The 18,591-nt window shown below is 66.8% G+C and carries 17 protein-coding genes; 2 read left to right on the forward strand and 15 right to left on the reverse strand.

Translation table 11 applies throughout. The annotated features are described in order from the left end of the window. The 13 genes from HWY37_RS19605 to HWY37_RS19665 all read right to left on the reverse strand — a co-directional run bounded on the left by HWY37_RS19605 (position 1) and on the right by HWY37_RS19665 (position 13,401). A complete protein-coding gene (locus HWY37_RS19605; protein ID WP_176089690.1) occupies positions 1-981 on the reverse strand; it encodes a glycoside hydrolase family protein in 981 nt (326 codons plus the stop codon). A gap of 2 nt (positions 982-983) precedes the next feature. Then, positions 984-1,646, reverse strand: coding sequence for an acetyltransferase (locus tag HWY37_RS19610; protein WP_175208210.1), 663 nt, complete (start codon positions 1,644-1,646; stop codon positions 984-986). 1 nt (position 1,647) lies between these two features. Further along, positions 1,648-2,274 carry a class I SAM-dependent methyltransferase gene (locus HWY37_RS19615; protein WP_175208211.1) on the reverse strand — a complete coding sequence of 209 codons (627 nt, stop codon included), beginning with the start codon at positions 2,272-2,274 and terminating at the stop codon, positions 1,648-1,650. Continuing rightward, on the reverse strand, positions 2,240-3,181 hold the full coding sequence (locus tag HWY37_RS19620) for a glycosyltransferase family 2 protein (RefSeq protein ID WP_176089691.1): 942 nt from the start codon (positions 3,179-3,181) through the stop codon (positions 2,240-2,242). Before HWY37_RS19620 ends, HWY37_RS19615 begins: the two co-directional genes overlap by 35 nt. Next, entirely contained in the window at positions 3,178-3,927 is a 750-nt protein-coding gene (locus HWY37_RS19625; protein ID WP_343061039.1) for a WbqC family protein, read from the reverse strand. The genes HWY37_RS19620 and HWY37_RS19625 overlap by 4 nt, the downstream gene beginning before the upstream one ends. Before the next feature lie 77 nt (positions 3,928-4,004). After that, complete coding sequence (gene clsB / locus HWY37_RS19630; protein ID WP_176089692.1) at positions 4,005-5,216, reverse strand: cardiolipin synthase ClsB; 1,212 nt, start codon at positions 5,214-5,216, stop codon at positions 4,005-4,007. Further along, positions 5,213-6,079 (reverse strand): endonuclease/exonuclease/phosphatase family protein, encoded by an 867-nt coding sequence (locus HWY37_RS19635; RefSeq protein WP_175208214.1) that lies wholly within the window; start codon positions 6,077-6,079, stop codon positions 5,213-5,215. The genes clsB and HWY37_RS19635 overlap by 4 nt, the downstream gene beginning before the upstream one ends. A 290-nt stretch (positions 6,080-6,369) precedes the next feature. Further along, positions 6,370-8,157 carry an aspartate--tRNA ligase gene (gene aspS, locus HWY37_RS19640; protein WP_175208215.1) on the reverse strand — a complete coding sequence of 596 codons (1,788 nt, stop codon included), beginning with the start codon at positions 8,155-8,157 and terminating at the stop codon, positions 6,370-6,372. 41 nt (positions 8,158-8,198) lie between these two features. After that, the gene (locus tag HWY37_RS19645) at positions 8,199-8,864 is read right to left on the reverse strand and encodes a DUF502 domain-containing protein (RefSeq protein ID WP_373418156.1); all 666 of its coding nucleotides are present in this window, start codon (positions 8,862-8,864) and stop codon (positions 8,199-8,201) included. Between the two features lie 16 nt (positions 8,865-8,880). After that, positions 8,881-9,192, reverse strand: coding sequence for an FmdB family zinc ribbon protein (locus tag HWY37_RS19650; protein WP_175208217.1), 312 nt, complete (start codon positions 9,190-9,192; stop codon positions 8,881-8,883). A gap of 241 nt (positions 9,193-9,433) precedes the next feature. Continuing rightward, positions 9,434-10,717, reverse strand: coding sequence for a putative Na+/H+ antiporter (locus tag HWY37_RS19655; RefSeq protein WP_176089693.1), 1,284 nt, complete (start codon positions 10,715-10,717; stop codon positions 9,434-9,436). Between the two features lie 147 nt (positions 10,718-10,864). Next, positions 10,865-12,406 (reverse strand): M81 family metallopeptidase, encoded by a 1,542-nt coding sequence (locus HWY37_RS19660; RefSeq protein ID WP_176089694.1) that lies wholly within the window; start codon positions 12,404-12,406, stop codon positions 10,865-10,867. Between the two features lie 14 nt (positions 12,407-12,420). Beyond that, complete coding sequence (locus HWY37_RS19665) at positions 12,421-13,401, reverse strand: Bug family tripartite tricarboxylate transporter substrate binding protein (RefSeq protein ID WP_176089695.1); 981 nt, start codon at positions 13,399-13,401, stop codon at positions 12,421-12,423. 119 nt (positions 13,402-13,520) lie between these two features. On the opposite strand from HWY37_RS19665, the gene HWY37_RS19670 reads away from it, so the two are divergent. Both HWY37_RS19670 and HWY37_RS19675 read left to right on the forward strand, forming a co-directional pair. Then, a complete protein-coding gene (locus HWY37_RS19670; RefSeq protein ID WP_176089696.1) occupies positions 13,521-14,852 on the forward strand; it encodes an aspartate aminotransferase family protein in 1,332 nt (443 codons plus the stop codon). Between the two features lie 26 nt (positions 14,853-14,878). Next, complete coding sequence (locus HWY37_RS19675) at positions 14,879-15,751, forward strand: MurR/RpiR family transcriptional regulator (RefSeq protein ID WP_176089697.1); 873 nt, start codon at positions 14,879-14,881, stop codon at positions 15,749-15,751. A 9-nt stretch (positions 15,752-15,760) separates the two neighbouring features. Here HWY37_RS19675 and HWY37_RS19680 read toward each other — a convergent pair whose 3' ends face one another. Together HWY37_RS19680 and HWY37_RS19685 are read right to left on the reverse strand one after the other, a co-directional pair. After that, the gene (locus HWY37_RS19680; RefSeq protein ID WP_176089698.1) at positions 15,761-16,660 is read right to left on the reverse strand and encodes a DUF6999 family protein; all 900 of its coding nucleotides are present in this window, start codon (positions 16,658-16,660) and stop codon (positions 15,761-15,763) included. After that, on the reverse strand, positions 16,657-18,582 hold the full coding sequence (locus HWY37_RS19685) for an iron-containing redox enzyme family protein (RefSeq protein WP_175208224.1): 1,926 nt from the start codon (positions 18,580-18,582) through the stop codon (positions 16,657-16,659). Before HWY37_RS19685 ends, HWY37_RS19680 begins: the two co-directional genes overlap by 4 nt. Positions 18,583-18,591: the final 9 nt, after the last annotated feature.

Genomic DNA, 18,591 nt, shown 5'->3' on the forward strand with positions numbered 1-18,591 from the left:
TCAGGCCGGGAATGCCGGCAAGGCCTCCGGATTTTCCAGGCGGGCCAGGCCGAAACCCGTGCGCCCGTAGCCATCGCCGTTGTACAGCATGTACCAATCGTCCCCCATCCGGAACACGCAGGGATAGGTCCGCTCGCTCGCCTCCCAGGGTGAGGGCTCGCCGGCGAAGGTCACGCAGTCATCCCGCCGGCGCCAGACGCCGTCGGGTCCTGCGTAGGCAAAACCCAGCCGATAGCCCGGGTGGCGCTTGGCGTACCACATCAGCCGCCCCTGGCCCCAAGGAACCACGCAAGGCCGTGAAACCGCGAATTCCAGGGGATCCGCCGATCCAGCCAGGCCGACCTCGACATCGGGCGACGGTTGCCATGCCAGCCCGTCCCGCGAGCTGGCGGACTTCACCACGTGCTGCATTTCCAGGCCTTCTTCGCCCCATTCAAGATGGGTGCCGAACCACATGGTCCATTGCGCGCCTTCCTGCAGGACCCAGGGATAGCCCAGGCTGTAGGGATTCGCCTCGCTGCGGCCCACGACCGGGGCAATGGAATGCCTGACGAAGCTGCGTCCCTCGTCGCCCGAGACGGCCAGGCCGATAAAGTTAGTAAACGGTACCCGCACGCCCAGCGTCCACCCCAGGTAGTACGCGAGCCAGCAGCCGGGCCGCGGCACGACGCAGCCCACCGTCACCCCATCCGCGTCGAAAGCGCCGCGGCGGCCGGCCTGCAGCAGCGGTCCGCGGGCCGGTTCGACGATTTGCCAGCGCCGGCCGTGGATCGACAGTTCAATGCTGGCCAAGCAAGATCGTCCGGCGGCATCGCGCGGCGAAAAATAGACCCGCACCCGGTCGCCGCCCAAGGGCACCGCGGTGGGATAGCTAGCGTGGCTCGCAGCCCAATCCACAGCCAGGGGCGCGCCGAGCACCTGGCCCAGCGGACGCCAGACCTGTGCGTCCGGCCCGGAGACGATGGCGCCATGCGTCGCCATGCTCAGATTCTCTTGAGGCGTGAACTGGGCACCCGCGAACGCTCGGCGGCCACCGCCGTGTAAACGCCCTCGGGCTCCGCATCCGCGAACAGCGCTGCCCCGGCTCCGATGACGCAGCGGTCTCCTATGCTGATGTGATCGCGAAGCGTGGCGTTCACGCCGATGAAGCAGCTCTCGCCGATGCGCACGCCGCCCGAAACCACCACATGCGACGCGATGAACGTATGCGCGCCGATGGTCGAATGATGGCCGATGTGATTTCCGCTCCAGAGCGTCACGTTGTCGCCGATGCTCACGAAAGGCTGCACCGTGTTGTCTTCGAGTATGAAGCAGTTCTCTCCGGGCGGCGCATCGGGCAGATACGTGCAGCGCGAACTGACATAGCTTGCCAGCGTGTAGCCCAACGCCTTGGCCGCCTGGAACTTCTCGCGCCTTAACCGGTTGATGCCGGCGTAGCTCAGCGCGATAAACATATCGTGGCTTTCCGGGGGATAGGCTTGGGCCACCTGGTCGAACGCAACCACGGGCAGGTCCTGGAACGAATCGGTCGTCAGGTAGGCCGCGTCCACGGTAAAGGCAGCCACCTCGCGTCCGCCGTCGCGCGTGAAATAGAAGTGCGCCAGTTGGGCGATGTCGCCTGCCCCGAAGATCACGATCGGCTTCATGTCACTTTCTCACCAGGATAGTGAACTCATAGAGTCCGTAGTCGTGCAGCAGCGCAACGTTGCGGGAATACTTGCGCTTGCACAGATCGAACCAGTAGCAGGGATCGGCATAATGCAGATCGGGCCGCATCTTGTCGCTGTCTGAATAGGACGTGAGGCAATTGAAAGCGAAGCCCTTGCTGCTGCTGCGGTCAAGCACGTCCACCGTAGCATGCATATAGGCCGCCCAATCAGACTCCGACTGGCTTAAGCGCACGTTGAAGATCCCGCTGGCCACGCTGTAATCCGCCGCGGCAGGGGGCTCCGAGCCCAGATGGAATGCGGCGTGCGCAGGCGCATCGCGGCTTGCCGCCGCTATCATGGCCTCGCTGACGTCCACTCCCATATACGAAAACCGCGGATACTTCGGCTGCAAGTGGCGCAGCAGCGCGCCGTAGCCACAGCCCAGGTCGTTGAGCGAAAATTCCTCATCCCCCCGCAGGATCCGCAACAGTTGCTCGAAGCGCAGGATCTGGCTGTCCGCACTACTCCAGTCCACGCCCTTGGCGGTCATGCCGTGGTCTTTGAGCTTCGCCGAATAGTAATCGGCGACCTCATTCAGCAATGTGTCTCGATTCCGTTCGGCCATGTATTTTTCTCACGATAGTGTAGGGACGCTGCTTGGTCTCGGTGAATATCTTGGACAGATAGATCCCGATGATCCCGATGAACGAGATCACCAGGCCGCCCATCAGCCAGATCGAAATCATCACCGAGGTCCAGCCGCTGGGTGGGTTGGAGAACAGCAGCCAGTTTGTGACTAGATAGCTCGCGTAGATGAGCGCCACGATCGATATGAGCGCTCCGACATAGAAAATGAATATCAGCGGCCGGTTGCTTACGGAAGTTACGGAGTTAACCAGCAGCGACAGCTTCTGCCTGAAGGTATAGCTCGTCGGACTGGTGCTGAGCTTGGTGACGACGCGCGCAACCTGGCGAAAACCCGTGATGTGCCACAGGCCGGCCAGAAACACCTCGCGCTCGCGGAATTGCAGCAAGGCATCGACGTAGCGGCGCGTCATGAGGCGCGCGGTGATCAGGTTCTCGGGCAACGTAAACCCGGTCAGCAAGCGCAAGACCTTGTAGTACAGCATGCCGCTCCAGCGCTCGAACAGGCCGCCCTTGCGGCGCGCTTGCACGCCGTACACCACGTCGGCGTCTTCCTCGCGCATGGCCTGGTCGAAGCTCTCCAGCCATTCGGGAGATTCCTCCAGATCGACGTCGATCAGGAAGACCCGTTCACCGCGGGCATGCGTCAGCCCGGTCATGATGGCCTTGTGGTGGCCGAAGTTCCGGGACAGATCCACCACCACCACCTTGGGATCCTCGGCCACCAGCGCCTCGGCGATCTCCAGCGATTCGTCGGGGGAACCGTCGTTGACCAGCACGATCTCGTAGTTATCCGTGAGGGTCCGGGCCGCGGCGCTCGCGCGCTGATGGAATTCGCGGATATACGGAGCCGAGCGATAAAGGGTCGCCACCACCGACAGCTTCATGCGATCTCCTTGCCGGCGGCGGCGTCACGCGCAATGAAACGCGCAGCATCGCGCCCCGTCATGAGAAGCATGTCTAGCACGGTGACATCGTGGCGGAACTCGCCATGCAGTTGGGGATACTCGGGATAGCCGGCATAAGACATCCATTCCACCCCGATGCCGCGCTCATTAAAAATGGATTTGTCCAGATAAGCCTGGGCGGCCGGGCCGGACAGGTAGTGCGTACCGCCTACCGCACGGCACAGTTCGGCCAGGCGGGTGGTCGGATCGAACCGGTCCAGCGCCTCGAACGACAGGACCTCGTGGGAAGCCTTCAGCTCGGTGCCGATGCCGAGAAAGGCGCAGATCTCGCCGATGAACATCTGGTTGATGGCGGAGAGGTTTTCCTGGTTGCCGGCGCGCTCATACAGATCCGCCAGCCAGGGCCTGAGTTCGTTCATGAATGGCGCGCGGGCGTAGGCCAGTTCCAGGGTGCGCCAGTGCTTGGCGGCCCACTTCCGGTCGGCCACGGCAACCTCGCAGATGCGCAAATCCCTGTCGTGATGGACCGGAATCGTCAGCCAAGCTTCACCGTTGGCCGTCTTGATCCGGTTGCGCGTGCGCCAATCGCGCCGCGTCGATTGCACGTCGTCCAGGAAAATGAATGTATCCACGGAACCCATCATGTCGAAATAGCCCTTCCAGGGAATGTAGTTCGACTGAACAATGGCTACGCGCTTCTGGGCACTTTTCACAATGGCAGACACCTGTCCGAGATCAGGTGGTCATTGTATGCAATTAGAGACACTATTGACGCGGCAGCAGGAACAAAACGGCCCCGCGCTCAGTACTTGTCCGAAGACCCTGTCAGCGCCACGCCGATGCGCAGCACCGTATAGGACACCGCATCGACCCAGCGCCGAAACCATCCTCGGCGCTGGTAGTCCAGCGGCCGGATGAAGCGCCCGCCGTCCCGGATGGCGGCCTCCAGCCGCTCCTGCAGGTCCCAGGAAAACGGCTGGTCATCCACGACCACGTTGGCTTCGCGCGCGAGCAGCAGACTGAAGGGATCCAGGTTGGACGAGCCCACGGTCGCCACGTTGTCGATGACGGCGACCTTGGCATGCAGATAGCTCGGCATGTATTCGTAGATCTCGATGCCGTCGCGCAGCAGCTGGTCGTACAGCGAACGCGTGGCGTGGTACTGCATGCGGTATTCGACCTTGCCCTGCAGCAGCAGCCGCACGCGCACGCCGCGCGCGGCTGCCTTGGCCAGCGCGCGACGGAACTGGCGGCCGGGGAAGAAATAGGCGTTGGCGATCAGGATGTCGCGGCGCGCATGCGCGATGCCGTACAGGTAGGCGCGCTCGAAGGTCTGGCGAAAGCGCAGGTTGTCGCGCAGCACCAGCGCGGCCCGCAGGTCGCCGCAAGGCGCAACGGAGGCGTGACGCGGCTTCAGCAGCCGCATGCGGTTCCAGTCGCGCGGATGGCGGCGCAGGCGCGCCCAGTTCAGCCGCACCCACAGCAGTTCCTGGGCATAGGCGGCTTCGGTCACCAGCGGCCCCTGCACCTGGACCGCGAAATCGAAGCGCGGCCCGGTGATGCCGTCCGTCGGATCACGGTCGTCGTAGTCGTCAATGATGTTGATGCCGCCGATGAAGGCGATGCGCCCGTCCACCACCGTGACCTTGCGGTGCAGACGCCGCAGGCGGCTGCGCGAAGGAATGTAGCGGGCGAACCAGCGCGGTTCCGGACGGAAGACGCGGCATTGCGCGCCGGCATTGGTCAGCCGGGTGCGCACGGGATCGACGAATTCGGCGCTGCCGAAGCCGTCCAGCACGACCCGCACCTTGACCCCGCGGCGCACGGCCGCCTCCAGGCAGTCCAGCACCATGGAGCCGGTGCGGTCCGGCGTGAAGATATAGGTTTCCAGGTGCACGCTGACCTGGGCGGCGTCGATGGCCGCGCACAGCGCGGGAAAGAAGTCGGAGCCGTTCTGGAGCAACCGGATATCGTTGCCCTGCGTCCAGTCCAGCTTGGACTGCTCCGCCCTCACGGCAGTTCCAGCTCGGCCAGCAAAGGAGAATGATCGGAAAGCCTGGCCCATTCGCGGCCGCGCAGCACGCGCGCGCTGCGCACGGCAAAGCCGCGCTGGTAGATGCGGTCCAGGCGGAACCACGGGAACACCGCGGGGAAGGTGCGCGGCGGCGGCAACAGCAGGCGCGAACTGCCGTCCATGCCGAGCTGGTTGGTGCGCTCCATGACGGAAATGCCGCTATTGGGCAGACCGCGCAGCGCATTGCTCAGGCGCCTGACCGAGTCGCGCAGGCGCGGCAGTTCGCCGCCATGGCTGCGCGGCGCATGCGAGAACACTTCGTACAGGCCCAGCTGCTGCACGAACAGCGGCGCCAGGCGGTCACCCCAGTCATTGAAATCGCCCGCGATCAGGATGGGCTCGCCGTCCGGCACCATGCGCCGGATGCGCTCGGTCAGCGCCAGGATCTGGCGGCTGCGGCTGCCGGCGAACAGGCCCAGATGCACGACGAAGCAATGCACCGCGCGCCCGTCGAGTTCGATGCGCGCATGCAGCAACCCGCGCTGCTCCAGCCGGTGGTCGGAGATGTCCTGGTTTTCGTGGTCGAGGATGGGGAAACGCGACAGCAGCGCGTTGCCATGGTCCGTCTCGTTGCGGATGGCGTTGCGGCCGTAGGCCACATCCAACCGCAAGGCGGCGGCCAGGGATTCGTGTTGCGCGTCGAGCAGGCACTTCTGCTCATTGCGGCCCTGGACCTCCTGCAGGAAGACCAGATCCGGACGCAGGCCGTACAGGCCCAGACGCAATTCGTTCAGGGAGTCGCGCCGGCCCAATGCCGAACGACCCTTATGAATGTTGTAGCTGACGACGCGGATGAGCGACATGGGAAATGGCGCCTTTCAAAACTGGGGAACCACCAGCCGCAGCAAAAAAAGTAGCCCGGCCAGCACCGCCCACAAGCAGGCGGCGTTTGCCAGATTACTCCAATTCAGAAGACAGTTCCTGCGCCTGCGGCGCACATCCCTGCCCTCCAGGAACAACTACTTCCACTGCCCAACGAGGCACAAACCCCGCAAGCAAACAACGCCCCCAAGCCGGGCCGCACGGATCCGGGCTCCGCCGGTCCGTAGCGGCGCCCCCCTGGGGGGAAGCGCCTACGGCGCTTCGGGGGGGGTCACTTCGTCTCTACGTTGCGCAAACGGATGTGCAGTTCGCGCAGCTGCTTCTCGTCGACCTCGGACGGCGCCTGCGTCAGCAGACACTGGGCGCGCTGGGTCTTCGGGAAGGCGATCACGTCGCGGATCGATTCGGCGCCGGTCATCATCGTGACGATGCGGTCCAGGCCGAAAGCGATGCCGCCGTGCGGAGGCGCGCCGTATTGCAGCGCGTCCAGCAGGAAGCCGAACTTCTCGCGGGCTTCCTCGGCGCCGATCTTGAGCGCGCGGAACACCTTGCTCTGCACTTCCTCGCGGTGGATACGGACCGAACCGCCGCCGATTTCCCAACCGTTGAGCACCATGTCGTAGGCCTTGGCGAAAGCCTTGCTGGGATCGGATTCCAGGAAGTCTTCGTGACCGTCCTTCGGGCTGGTGAAGGGATGATGGGCGGCGGTGTAGCGGCCGTCTTCCTCGTCGTACTCGAACATCGGGAAGTCGACGACCCACAGCGGCTTCCAGCCGGCGGTCGACAGGCCGGTCTTCTTGCCGAATTCGCTGTGGCCGATCTTCACGCGCAGCGCGCCGATGGCGTCGTTGACGACCTTCTCGCGGTCGGCGCCGAAGAAGATGATGTCGCCGTCCTGCGCGCCGGTGCGCTTGACCAGTTCGGCCAGGGCAGCGTCATGCAGGTTCTTGACGATGGGCGATTGCAGGCCGTCGCGGCCCTTGGCCACTTCGTTGACCTTGATGTAGGCCAGGCCCTTGGCGCCGTAGATGCCGACGAACTGGGTGTAGCCGTCGATCTCGCTGCGCGACATCTCGGCGCCGCCGGGCACGCGCAGGGCGACCACGCGGCTGCCGGGCGCCGTGGCGGCGGCGGCGAACACCTTGAAGTCCACGTCGCGCATGACGTCGGTCACGTCGGTGAATTCGAGGTTCACGCGCAGGTCCGGCTTGTCCGAGCCGTAGCGGCGCATGGCTTCGGTCCAGGTCATGATCGGGAACGGCGTCGGCAGGTCGACGTCCTGCACCACCTTGAACACGTGGCGGATCATGTTCTCGAAGATCTCGCGGATCTCGAATTCGTTCAGGAACGAGGTTTCGCAGTCGATCTGGGTGAATTCGGGCTGGCGGTCGGCGCGCAGGTCTTCGTCGCGGAAGCACTTGGTGATCTGGTAGTAGCGGTCGAAACCGGACACCATCAGCATCTGCTTGAACAGCTGCGGCGATTGCGGCAGCGCGAAGAAGTGGCCGGCGTTCACGCGCGAGGGAACCAGGTAGTCGCGCGCGCCTTCTGGCGTGCTCTTGGTCAACATCGGCGTTTCGATGTCGATGAAGCCCAGCTGGTCCAGGAACTTGCGCACTTCGATGGACACGCGGTAGCGCAGCATCAGGTTGCGCTGCATCTGCGGGCGGCGCAGGTCCAGCACGCGGTGCGTCAGGCGGGTCGTTTCCGACAGGTTGTCGTCGTCCAGCTGGAACGGCGGCGTGACCGACGCGTTCAGGATCTCGACTTCCTTGCAGAGCACTTCGATTTCGCCCGAGGCCAGCTCGGCGTTGGCGGTGCCCGCCGGACGCTCGCGCACCAGGCCGGTGACGCGGATGCAGAATTCGTTGCGCAGGCGCTCCGCGGTGGCGAAGGCGGCGTTGTCCGGATCGAACACGATCTGCGCCAGGCCCGCGCGGTCGCGCAGGTCGATGAAGATGACCCCGCCGTGGTCGCGGCGGCGGTTCACCCAGCCGTACAGGGTGACGGTCTGGCCGAGATGGTCACGGCAAACCTGGCCGGTGTAGCAGGTACGCATGCGGGATGACTCCGTTTGTGTGCTTGGTTATAGCGTAAGGGTTACGAATCGGCGCGAGGCGTGTCCTGCACGCCGGGAGCCGGGACGGGAGCGGCCGGCCGGTCCGCAGGCATTGCCGCCTGGGCCGGGGCGACCACGCCCATGGAAACGATGTACTTCAGTGCCGCGTCCACGCTCATCTGCAGGTCCACGGCGTCAGCGCGCGGAACCATCAGGAAGAAGCCGGACGTGGGATTCGGCGTGGTCGGCACGTACACGCTGATGTGGTCGCCGGGAAGCCGGTCGGCCACTTCGCCGCTGGGCGTGCCGGTGACGAAAGCAATGGTCCAGCTGCCTGCGCGCGGGTACTGCACCAGCACGGCCCGGCGGAACGCCTGCCCGTTGGGCGCCAGCACGGTGTCGCTGACCTGCTTGACCGAGTTGTAGATCGAGCGCACCAGGGGAATACGGCCCAGCAGGCTTTCCCACTGGTCCACCATGGTACGGCCGATCAGGTTGGCTGCGAAGATGCCCGTCAACAGCACCACCACCACGACCAGGACGAAGCGGAAGCCGGGAATGTCGATGCCGAACAGCGATTCGGACGACAGGAAGCCAGGCACGAACCCTTCCAGGGTCGCGACCAGCAGGCCCAGCACCCACACCGTGATGACCAGGGGAACCCAGATCAGCAGGCCGGTGATGAAGTACTTTTTGATGACGCGCATACGCATCGCGTGTGCTCTAGGAGGCGGCGCCACCGGCAGCGGGCGTCGCCGGCGCGGCCGGTGCGGCCGGGGCTGCAGGCGCCGCGGCGGGCGCGGCGCTTTCAGCCGGCGCCGAAGCGCTGGTCGAGGCCGAGCCGCCGCTGCCGTTGCCACGGAAATCCGTGACATACCAGCCGGAGCCCTTGAGCTGGAATCCAGCCGCGGTCACCTGCTTGGAGAACGTGCTTTGGCCGCACTCGGGGCAAACCGAGAGCGGCGCATCGGAAATCTTCTGCAAGACGTCTTTGGCATGGCCGCAGGCGCTGCATTTGTAAGCGTAAATGGGCATCTAGGGCTCCCAGGCGCGGGCCTGGCGTATCAAAAGCCGCCTGTCGCCGGACGCAAGTTCCGGGGCCGGATCGGGTCGGGGACCGGGTCCGGTCCGGCTCCGAACGGAAGCGGCAGGTGGGCGAGGCCGGAAAAAAATACGGGAAAGTCTTGAATTTTAGCGGTTTTTCGTGAACGGCCGGTGTCCGGTCCTGACAGCCCGCCCCGGGCGGCGCCCCCGGGGCCTCCCGGGGCCCGTCTCCCTACACGGGAAGCAGGAACATGACGGCCGCCACCAGGGTGGGCGCCAGGGCCGACAGGAACAGCCGCCCCGAGGAAATGCTGCCGTCCGGGAAGTGGTTCTTCAGGATGGCGAAGCCGGCCGGATTGGGCGCGTTGGCGATCACGGTCAGGCCCCCGCCGGTGACCGCGCCGGCCACCAGCATGTAGCGCCAGGCTTCGCCGGTGCCTTCCACCAGCGAGCCCAGGTAGGTCAGCGCGGCGTTGTCGGTGATGGCCGTGAGCGCGGTCGCGCCCCAGAACAGCACGAAGGGCTCAAGCCCGCCCAGCAGGTCCTGCAGCCACCACTTCTGCAGGCCGCCCAGCACCACCAACCCGGCCAGGAAGAAACCGACCATCAGGCCCTCCTTGATCATCAGGCGGCTCTGGTGGCGCTTGTAGGCTTCGGCGAAGCCGATGAACATCATCAAGAGGCCCAGGAAGATGGCCGGGTGATGCGCGCTGAGCACCACCGCGACCAGGAACACCAGGTGCACCAGCATGACCAGGAACGGCACCGGTCCGCGCGCATCCCCGCCTTCGGGCGCGTCGACGCCGCCGCCCGTGCCCACCGAACGCTCCAGCAGCGCCTTGCGGCAAATGAAGGTCAGCAGGGCCGCGTTCAGGCAGACGGCGATCGCGGCGCGCCAGCCGAAGTGCTGCACCATGAAGGTCGAGTCCCAGCCGAAAGTCGAAGCCACCATCAGCACCGGCGGCGCGGCGTAGGAGGTCAGCACGCCGCCGATGGACACGTTGACGAACAGCACGCCCAGGGTCAGGTACTTGAAGCCCGCGCGTCCGCTGCTGCGGAAATAGGCATCGCGCAGCAGGATGGCGGCCAGCGTCATGGCAGCGGGCTCGGTGATGAAGGAGCCGCCCAGCGGCACCAGCGACATCACGACGAAGAAGGTGGCGAGCTCGCGCGGCAGCGGCAGCGCGCGCGCCACCAGCCGTACCAGGGTCCCCACCAGTTCCAGGATCGGCCGGCTGGCGGCCACCACCATGATGACGAAGACGAACAGCGGCTCGGTGAAGTTGCGCGTGTCCATGTATTCGATGGCATGCGAGGGGCCGGACAGCGCCGCCATCGCCACGATGAGCACGAAGGCCCAGACGCCGAACACGGCCTCGACTTCGGAGAACAGATGCCAGATGCCCGCATGCGGTCCGCCACGATGCGCGAGCCGCGCGAAGAAGGGAACCGAGAAGGTATGAAGAACCGCCACGGCGAACAGGAGGGTGGCGATGACTTCAAGTGTCTGGGGCATGTAAACGACTTCCGGAAGAGGGGTTCAACAGCGCGGGCCGCCCGGCGGGCCTGCGGGACAAGGGTCGCAATATAGCGCAAGGCCCTTGCCGTGTAACGCAGGGTCAACACCAAGGCGCGTGGCCCGCTGCCGCTGTTTCCGTGGCGTTTACGAGCCGATCGGGCTTGCGTCCGGGCTTGTGCCGGGGTTTGTGCCCGCCCCCCGCCGCGCATGCCGGAACGGCAGCAGCCGCAAGTCCAGCGCCGCGGGTCCGGGCGCGTCGACGTCGATGATCGCCGCACACAGCGGCAGGAAAGCCGCGCGGAAATGGTTCTTCGCCTTCACGCACAGCAGGCGCACCTGATCGAGGTCGATGCCGTGCAACGTGAAGAAACCCGGATCGTTGGCCGGCGCCACCAGCTCGGTGACGATGACCAGCACGTTGGGCCGGTCGCTCAGCGACAGCAGCGCCGTGCGGCCGCAGCTCGTGCGCACGCCCGTCTCCATCGGACCGGTATTGCTGAATTCGCCGTCGGTGTAGCGTTCGACCCGGAACGCCGCCCGCACCGGCAAACCGAAATCGCGGCTGACGCGGCCGCCCAGGTCCAGCTCGCAATGGCCGCCCTGCCCGGCTTCGTGCGCGCGCCGCACCGCATCCGGGTCGGCGAAGCTGGCGAAGACGCAAGGCAGGTCGATCCGCGCATCGAGCAAGGCGCGAAACAACGCCGGCGTGTCGCACACGCCGCCCGACAGCGGGTTGTCGCCCGGGTCGGTGACGGCCACCAGGCCGCCGCCCGCGCGCGCCAGCGCCACTGCCTGCGCCAGTCCCTCCTGCGGGGTCGGCAGGGTGACCGCGAACGCGGGCGCAAGGCGCCGCATGGCCGCCATCATGGACTCGGCCGCGGCGTGCGCCCGCGCGCCGGCGGGATCGCGGGCGCTGTCGGCCACCACCAGCACCGAGGCTCCGGTATCGGCGGTATCCGCATACGGAAAGCCGCCGAACACCGAGACTTCGACCACGCCCCCGCCCGCCTGGGCGACGGCGAGATCCTGCAACTCACGCATCGGCCCGGCATCGGTGCGCATATTGAAGCTGGACAGCAGCAGATCCGGCTTGGCCACCAGCACGCGCGGCGACAGTTCGCCCGCCTGCATCCGCGCCAGCATGTCCAGCACCCGCCGCGCCGCGTCGCGCATGTCGATGTGGGGATAGGTCTTGTAGCCGCTGGCGCAATCCAGCAGGCCGCCCAGCGCCGGGGCCAGGTTGGCGTGCAGGTCGAAGCTTGCGCCCAGCGGCACGCCGGGCAGCAAGGCGCGCACCGCACGCACGAAGTCCAGGTCGGGCGTCTGCCGCCGGTCGGTGATGGCGGCGCCGTGCAGCGACAGGTAGACCGCATCCCAACGGTCCGCGCCCAGGCCGGCCAGCACCTCTTCGGTGAAGGCGCGGTGCACGGCGTCCTCGATGGGACCGCCGGGCAAGGCGGACGCGCAGCGCAGGGCCACGACTTCCCAGTCCGGATGCGCGCGGGCGAATTCCGCGACCTCGCCCAATTCGGTGGCTGTGCCCGCGGCGGCGGCCAGGGCGTCGTCGCCCTGGCGCCATTCGCGCCGTTCGAAATCGGCCATGACGCAGGGCGCCGGGCAGAAGGCGTTGCCCTCATACCAGAAGCGCGCCACCGCCAGCCGTTTTTTCCTGCCCGCGTCGTTCATGCGGCTTCCCCTGCTCATTCCGGACGGATGTCCGTGCCTTCGATCAGGACGCGGTACTTCTCGCGTTCTTGCTGCAGATGCTGCCCCAGCGCTTGCGGCGTGCCGCCCACGGGCTGCGCCGCAAGCGCCTCCAGCCGTTCGCGCGTGGCGGGCGATTGCAGCACGCGCTGGGCCGCGGCGTTGAGCTTGTCGATGACCGGCTGCGGCGTGCCGGCGGGCGCCATCAGCACGAACCACGAAGTCAGCTCGAAGCCCGGCACCGACTGCGCAATGGCCGCCACGCCCGGCGCCGCCGGAACCGGCTGGGCCGAGGTCACGCCCAGGGCCACCAGCCGCCCCGCCTTGATCAGCGGCAAGGCGGTGGGCAGGTTGTCGGCCGACAGATCGATCTGGCCGCCCAGCAGGTCATTGTTGGCTTGGCTGGCGCCCTTGTACGGCACGTGGCGGATGTCCACCTTGGCCATGCGCTTGATCATTTCCAGCGCCAGATGGCCCGAGCTGCCCACGCCAGGCGAGCCCCAGTTCAAACGCCCCGGTTCCGCGCGTGCGGTGCGCAGCAGATCATCCATGTTCTTCAGGCCGGAACCGGGATGCGTCAGCACCACGTTGGGCACCTGCGCCACATAGGCGACCGGCGCGAAGTCCTTGACCGGGTCGTAGCCGATCTTCTTGTAGACATAGGCGTTGATGATCTGGGTGCCCGGCGTGCCCAGCAGCAGGGTGTAGCCGTCCGGCTGCGCATGCGCCACCTCGGACGCGCCCAGGCTGCCGCCCGCGCCAGCCTTGTTGACCACCACCACGGATTGGCCAAGCTCGGCGCCCAGGCCTTCGGCCATCAGGCGGCCCAGCAGGTCGGTGGTGCCTCCGGCGGCGAACGGCACCACCAGCCGCACCGGCTGCTCCGGCCAGGCAGCGCTGGCCGGCCCGGCCGCGCCCAACGCGGCAGCCGCCGCAATCCCGAAGGTCCAACGACGCAACTGATGGGAAAACTTCATGACGCCCCCTTGAGCGAATGATGACGATGCAACGGCCTTTGCGGCAATAAAACCGTTTGGTTTATTTTTACAATAAATATACCATGTGTTTTATTTCATAAACCACGCCGCACAACGCCATGAGCCGCATCATTCACCGCAACTCCAGTCCCCTGCCCGTCGCCGTCAAGAGCGCAGGCGGTTTCATCGTCGACCAGGAGGGCCGGCGCTACTTCGACGCCTCGGGCGGCGCCGCGGTCTCGTGCCTGGGACACGCCCATCCCGAGGTGCGCGCGGCCGCCGTCGCGCAGCTGGAGGCGCTGGAATATGCCCACACCAGCTTCTTCACCACGCCGGCCGCCGAAGAGCTGGCCGAACTGCTGGCCGCCAACAGCCCCGAGGGCCTGGGCAACGCCTACTTCGTATCGGGAGGATCGGAGGCGGTCGAGACCGCCTTGAAGATGGCGCGCCAATATCACGTGGAACGCGGCGAGCCCGGGCGCTACCGCTACATCGCGCGGCGCCAGAGCTATCACGGCAACACGCTGGCGGCGCTGTCCGTGGGCGGCAACGCGGGCCGGCGCGCGCTGTACCAGCCGGTGCTGATCGAAAGCCACCACGTCTCGCCCTGCTTTGCCCTGCACTACCGCGAGGCCGGCGAAAGCGACGAGCAATACGGCGACCGCCTGGCGGCGGAGCTGGACGCCGAGATCCTGCGGCTGGGCCCGGATACGGTGTCGGCCTTCATCGCCGAAACCGTGGTCGGCGCCACCGCGGGCACGGTGGCGCCCGTGCCGGGCTACTTCCGCAAGATCCGCCAGGTATGCGACCGCCATGGCGTGCTGCTGATCCTGGACGAGGTCATGTGCGGACTGGGCCGCACCGGCAGCTATCACGCGTTCGAGCAGGAAGGCGTGGTGCCGGACCTGCTGACGCTGGCCAAGGGCCTGGGCGGCGGTTACGTGCCCATCGGCGCCGTGCTGGCGCATGACCGCGTCATCGGCGCCATCAACGCGGGCTCGGGCGCGTTCCAGCACGGCTATACCTACGTCGGCCATCCGGTGGCTTGCGCGGCGGCGCTGGCGGTGCAGCGCATCGTGTTGCGCGACAGGCTGGTGGAACGCGTGGCCGACATGGGCGCTCAGTTCGGCGTCATGCTGGCGGCGCGCCTGGACCAGCATCCGCACGTGGCCGACATCCGCGGCCGAGGCATGTTCTGGAGCGTCGAGCTGGCCGAGGACCCCGGCAGCCTGCGTCCCTATGCGCCGGAGCGCCGCCTGCATGCCCGCATCAAGACACGGGCGCGCGACCTGGGCCTGCTGTGCTATCCCGGCGGCGGCACCATCGACGGCAAACACGGCGACCACGTGCTACTGGCGCCGCCCTACCTCAGCAGCGCCGACGAACTGGCATTCGCGGCAGATGCGCTGGCGCGCGCCATCGACCTGGCGATCGCGGACGATGCGCCATAATACGCGGCACCTTACCCGGAGCGCAGATGGATAAAGCCGCCATCGACAAACTGATCGAAGCCCAGTTTTCCGCCCTGCCGCCCAAGCTGCGGCAAGCGGCCCGCTATGCGATCGATCATCCCAAGGACATCGCCCTGGAATCGATGCGCGCCGCCGCCGGCCATGCCGGCGTGCAGGCTGGCGTCATGCTGCGCCTGGCGCGGCAACTGGGGTTCGAGACCTATGAAGCGTTCCGCGAACCCTACCGCGACTGGCTGGCCGAGGGCGGCTCCAGCTTCTCGGGCCGCGCCACCGCCTTGCGCAAGCGTCCGCAACAGGATGCGGACGCCGGGCTGGTGGCCGACATCCTGGACGCCGAAGTGCGCAACCTGGGCAGCAGCCTGGGACCCGCCGCCGTGCCCGCGCTGAAGGCAGCGCACGGCGTGCTGGCCGGCGCGCGCCGCATCTACGTCATCGGCCTGCGCAGCCTGTATCCGGCGGCCTATCACTTCAGCTATGCCTGCGGCATGTTCCTGGACAAGGTCACGCTGCTCTCGGGAGTCGGCGGCACGCTGGCCGACGAGTTGCGCCGCATCGGGCCGCGCGACGCCCTGGTCGCCTTCAGCCAGGCGCCCTATGCGCAGGCCGCGGTCACCGCGGTCGAATTCGCCCGCGAGCGCGGCGCGGGCGTGGTGGCGGTCACCGACAGCGCGGTTTCGCCCATTGCCCCGGGCGCCAAGGCGCTGCTGCTGGTGGCCAACGACACGCCCTCGCTGTTCCCTTCGGTGGTGCCCGCCCTGTCCATCGCGCAGACGCTGGCCGCCATGCTGGTGGCGCACAGCGGCAAGGAAAGCCTGCGCGAAATCGCCAATAGCGAAGCGCAACTGCAGCGCTTCGGCGTGTACGCGGAAAAACGCTGAGGCGCCGCCTCAGGCGATCGGCGCGGGCCCTTCCCCGCCCTGCTGCTGCGCCGCCTTCATTTCCATCAGCAGGCTATGCAGCATTTCGGTGGAAAGCCCGTGCAGCACCAGCCGGTAGCCCGCGCGCAAGGTCGACATCGGCACCAGCGGATGATTGTTGTTGACCAGGATCAGGTGCTGCGGCGCGCCCAGCAGCTTGGCCGCGTAGATGCCGATGGTCTCGTCCAGCTGCAGCGAATTCGCCGCGCGCCAGAAGTCGTTGTCGGTCAGCATCAGCTGATACAGCGGCGTGAACAGCTCGATGGCGCTCTGCAGATCCAGGAAGTTCAGCTTGCCCTGCGGCATGTCTTCGAGCAATAGCTCGGGATCGTGGATCATCGAAAAATCGACCTGCTGCGGCGCATGCATTTCCAGACCGGCGTCGCGCAGCGCCTGGTTCAGGCGGATGACGAAGTTGAACAGGTTCAGGTCATGTTTGACGAACAGTTCGTCCTTCAAGTCGTCGATATTGCGCGGCTCCAGCGGCGTGGTCGTGACGCGCACCGGCGAGTTGGCGGCGATGAACGACAGGATCTGCGCGCCCAGGTGGAAATGGCGCAGGATCAGCCAGTTGGCCTCGGGCGAAACGAAGCGCTTCAGGCCCCACGCCAGGATGCGGTGCAGCAGCTTCGAATGCGACCAGCGGCGCGGCAGGAAGGTCTTGATGATCTGGATCAAGATGATGAAGGCGCGCGCCAGCGGCCGCAGGAACGGCAGCAGGTATTGGCGCGAGGCGCAGCTGGAATCGGTCAGCCAGGCCTTCTTCACCTTGTCGGGCAAGGGCGTGCTGCGGTCCAGGTAGAGCGCCAGCCAGGGACTGGGATCGGCGGGATCGTGCGGCTTGGCGAGGAATTCCGGCTCTTTGCTCATTGCGCGTCGCCTTCCATCACGTGGTGGAACTGCATCAGGTACAGCGCCGCCGTGCGGCGCGCCGTGTCGACGATGCGTTGCTCGGCGCGGCCGTCCTCGTCACAATCCAGCGCCAGCTCCACCGCCGTCAGCCAGCGCGCCAGGTGATGCTCGTCGTTGTGGCCGTGGTATTCCAGGAAGCGGAAGGCATCCGGCGGCAGCTTCAGGCTGGCCTTCAGCAGCGGCAGCAGCGCCGGCACGATGCGCTGGCCCGTGCCTTCGATGATGTAGATGGCGCCCAGCAGGCCGATGGGGTCGCGCGTGGCGGCCAGGCCGTGCAGATAAGCGTTGAGCGCCTCGCCGCCGGGATTGCGCCGCAGCGCGTCGATGTCGGCGACCGTGCCGCCCGCGGTGCGATAGTCCTGGAACAGGATCTGGAAGTCGTTCTGCTCCTCGCCCGCATGCGTGTCGATCAAGGCCGCCAGCGGCGCATATTGCTCGGTCAGCGAGGCCGCGCCCTCGCGCATCCACTTGCTGCCTTCGCGCACCTGCGGAATCCAGTTCTCCATCCAGTTCAGATAGTCGGCCGTCTGGAACTGCCGGTTGCGCAGGCGCCGCACCACCGGCGTGCGCCACACGCGCGAGCGGTAGTCGTGCCAGATCGCGGCCAGTTCGGTCAGCAATTGGCCCAGGCCCTGCGGCGCCGTGTCCGGATCGTGCGGCGGCGCGATCGCGGCAGCGTCGTCGCTATTGGCATCCTCGCGCGGCGCGGCGGCGGCGGGCGCGCCCGCGGCCACCTGCGGCGCATGCACGGCTTCGGCCTCCAGCAGCATGTAGGCGGCCATGAAGCGGCCCGATTCCGGGATGTAGCAGAAGATCTGCTCGCCCGGTTTCACTTCGCGCGTTTCCAGGAATTCGGCCAGCATGATCAGGATGGATGCCGCGCCGGTGTTGCCGCGCCACGCCAGGTTGCTGAACCAGCGCTCGCGCGGGATCACCAGGCCGGCCTTCTCCATCAGGTCTTCCACCACCGGGATGAACTTCTCGGACGAGTAGTGGCACAGGAAGTGGTCCACCTGGTCCGGATCGACCCAGCCGTCGCGCACCAGCTTGGCGTATTCATGGATGCCGATGTCGAACAGGTGCGGCAGCAGGCGGATGTCCTGGCGCAGCGACAGCGCGCCGTCGGCCTCGGCCTCGTTCCAGGACGGATAGTCCAGATGGCCGCGGGCGCGGTCGGCCGACAGGCCCAGCTGCATGCATACCGGATAGTCGCCCGAGAACGAGCGCTGGTGTACCCACTTCAGGCGCAGGCGCACGCCTTGCGAGGCGCCCGGCAGCGGCCGGCCGGTGTTGCCCAGCAGCACCGCCCCCGCGCCGTCCGACAGCATCCAGCGCAGGAAATGCGCGTCGAAGTCGGCGTCGTAGCCGCGCGCCGCGAAACGCGAGCGCTTGAACAGCCGCGACGGCAGCTCGCTGGCCACCGCCAGGGCGCTGGCGTGTCCGCCCAGCTCCACGCCCTGCGCGGCCGCCTGGATCGCCGACACGCCGGCCGCGCAGATGCCGTGCACCGACACGGTCTCCATCGGTTGCGCGGCCAGTTCGCCCTGGATCATGTTGGAAAAGCCCGGCATCAGCGCGTCCCCGCCCGAGGAGCCGCTGGCCAGCAGCGATACGGCCGACAAGTCGCTGTCGTGGCGCCCCAGGCAATCGCGGATGGCGTTGGCGGCGAGCTGCGCGTTGGAGTACACCGTGGCGCCTTCCGGATCGATCGCGTAGTAGCGCTGCTTGATGCCGTTCTCGGCCAGGATGCGGCTCTTGATGCGGCTGGACATGCGGTTCAGCGGCGCGATGTAGCTGTCCATGGCATCGTTGGACACGGGTTCGCCGGGCATGAAATAGCCGGCGCTTTCCAGATAGACACGATGAAACGCGATGGGCATGAGAGGCCT

The sequence above is a fragment of the Achromobacter anxifer genome, from assembly GCF_903652925.1.
GTDB classification, from domain to species: Bacteria; Pseudomonadota; Gammaproteobacteria; order Burkholderiales; family Burkholderiaceae_B; genus Achromobacter; species Achromobacter anxifer.